The 2927-nt window shown below is 52.6% G+C and carries 1 rRNA gene; it reads right to left on the reverse strand.

The features are described 5' to 3' along the window. A 23S ribosomal RNA gene (locus BFJ97_RS23120) occupies positions 1 to 2927 on the reverse strand.

A 2927-nucleotide genomic window follows, 5' to 3' on the forward strand; every position in this document is an offset into this window, starting at 1 on the left:
TGGTTAAGTCCTCGATCGATTAGTATTCGTCAGCTCCATGTGTCACCACACTTCCACCTCGAACCTATCTACCTCATCGTCTTTGAGGGATCTTACTTACTTGCGTAATGGGAAATCTCATCTTGAGGGGGGCTTCATGCTTAGATGCTTTCAGCACTTATCCCGTCCACACATAGCTACCCAGCGATGCCTTTGGCAAGACAACTGGTACACCAGCGGTGTGTCCATCCCGGTCCTCTCGTACTAAGGACAGCTCCTCTCAAATTTCCTACGCCCACGACGGATAGGGACCGAACTGTCTCACGACGTTCTGAACCCAGCTCGCGTACCGCTTTAATGGGCGAACAGCCCAACCCTTGGGACCGACTACAGCCCCAGGATGCGATGAGCCGACATCGAGGTGCCAAACCTCCCCGTCGATGTGGACTCTTGGGGGAGATAAGCCTGTTATCCCCGGGGTAGCTTTTATCCGTTGAGCGATGGCCCTTCCATGCGGAACCACCGGATCACTAAGCCCGTCTTTCGACCCTGCTCGACTTGTAGGTCTCGCAGTCAAGCTCCCTTGTGCCTTTACACTCTACGAATGATTTCCAACCATTCTGAGGGAACCTTTGGGCGCCTCCGTTACCTTTTAGGAGGCGACCGCCCCAGTCAAACTGTCCGCCTGACACTGTCTCCTGCCCCGCTAAGGGGCATGGGTTAGAATTTCAATACAACCAGGGTAGTATCCCACCGACGCCTCCTTCGAAGCTGGCGCTCCGAGATCTCTGGCTCCTACCTATCCTGTACAAGTTGTACCAAAATTCAATATCAGGCTACAGTAAAGCTCCACGGGGTCTTTCCGTCCTGTCGCGGGTAACCTGCATCTTCACAGGTACTATAATTTCACCGAGTCTCTCGTTGAGACAGTGCCCAGATCGTTACGCCTTTCGTGCGGGTCGGAACTTACCCGACAAGGAATTTCGCTACCTTAGGACCGTTATAGTTACGGCCGCCGTTTACTGGGGCTTCAATTCGCAGCTTCGCTTGCGCTAACCACTCCTCTTAACCTTCCAGCACCGGGCAGGCGTCAGCCCCTATACGTCACCTTACGGTTTTGCAGAGACCTGTGTTTTTGCTAAACAGTCGCCTGGGCCTATTCACTGCGGCTCTCATGCGCTTGCACGCTCAAGAGCACCCCTTCTCCCGAAGTTACGGGGTCATTTTGCCGAGTTCCTTAACGAGAGTTCTCTCGCACACCTTAGGATTCTCTCCTCGACTACCTGTGTCGGTTTGCGGTACGGGCACCTCTCACCTCGATAGAGGCTTTTCTTGGCAGTGTGAAATCAGGAACTTCGTCCATACGGACTCGCCATCACAGCTCAACGTTACAGTGTGCGGATTTGCCTACACACACGCCTTACTGCTTGGACGCGCACAACCAACGGCGCGCTTACCCTATCCTACTGCGTCCCCCCATTTCTCAAACGGTGAGGAGGTGGTACAGGAATATCAACCTGTTGTCCATCGCCTACGCCTATCGGCCTCGGCTTAGGTCCCGACTAACCCTGAGCGGACGAGCCTTCCTCAGGAAACCTTAGTCATACGGTGGACGGGATTCTCACCCGTCTTTCGCTACTCATACCGGCATTCTCACTTCTAAGCGCTCCACCAGTCCTTCCGATCTGACTTCAACGCACTTAGAACGCTCTCCTACCACTGACATCGTAGATGTCAATCCACAGCTTCGGTGAATCGTTTAGCCCCGATACATTTTCGGCGCAGCGTCACTCGACCAGTGAGCTATTACGCACTCTTTAAATGATGGCTGCTTCTAAGCCAACATCCTGGTTGTCTGTGCAACGCCACATCCTTTTCCACTTAACGATTACTTTGGGACCTTAGCTGGTGGTCTGGGCTGTTTCCCTTTTGACTACGGATCTTATCACTCGCAGTCTGACTCCCGTGTATAAATATCTGGCATTCGGAGTTTGTCTGAATTCGGTAAACCGGGATGGCCCCCTAGTCCAAACAGTGCTCTACCTCCAGTATTCTCATCACGAGGCTAGCCCTAAAGCTATTTCGGAGAGAACCAGCTATCTCCAAGTTCGATTGGAATTTCTCCGCTACCCACACCTCATCCCCGCACTTTTCAACGTGCGTGGGTTCGGGCCTCCAGTAAGTGTTACCTCACCTTCACCCTGGACATGGGTAGATCACCTGGTTTCGGGTCTACGACCACGTACTAATTCGCCCTATTCAGACTCGCTTTCGCTGCGGCTCCGCCTTCTAAAGCTTAACCTCGCACGTAATCGTAACTCGCCGGTTCATTCTACAAAAGGCACGCTATCACCCATTAACGGGCTCTAACTACTTGTAGGCACACGGTTTCAGGATCTCTTTCACTCCCCTTCCGGGGTGCTTTTCACCTTTCCCTCACGGTACTGGTTCACTATCGGTCACTAGGTAGTATTTAGCCTTGGGAGATGGTCCTCCCGGATTCCGACGGAATTTCACGTGTTCCGCCGTACTCAGGATCCACTCAGGAGAGAACGAACTTTCGACTACAGGGCTTTTACCTGCTCTGGCGGACCTTTCCAAGTCGCTTCATCTAACTCGCTCTTTTGTAACTCCGTATTGAGTGTCCTACAACCCCAAGAGGCAAGCCTCTTGGTTTGGGCTCTTCCCGTTTCGCTCGCCGCTACTCAGGGAATCGATTTTTCTTTCTCTTCCTCCAGGTACTTAGATGTTTCAGTTCCCTGGGTCTGCCTTCAAGACGCTATGTATTCACGTCAAGATACTACGCGATTAAACGTAGTGGGTTCCCCCATTCGGAAATCTCCGGATCAAAGCTCACTTACAGCTCCCCGAAGCATATCGGTGTTAGTGCCGTCCTTCTTCGGCTCCTAGTGCCAAGGCATTCGCCGTGCGCCCTTAATAACTTAACC

Source organism: Lysinibacillus xylanilyticus, assembly GCF_001708185.1.
Lineage (GTDB): Bacteria > Bacillota > Bacilli > Bacillales_A > Planococcaceae > Lysinibacillus > Lysinibacillus xylanilyticus_A.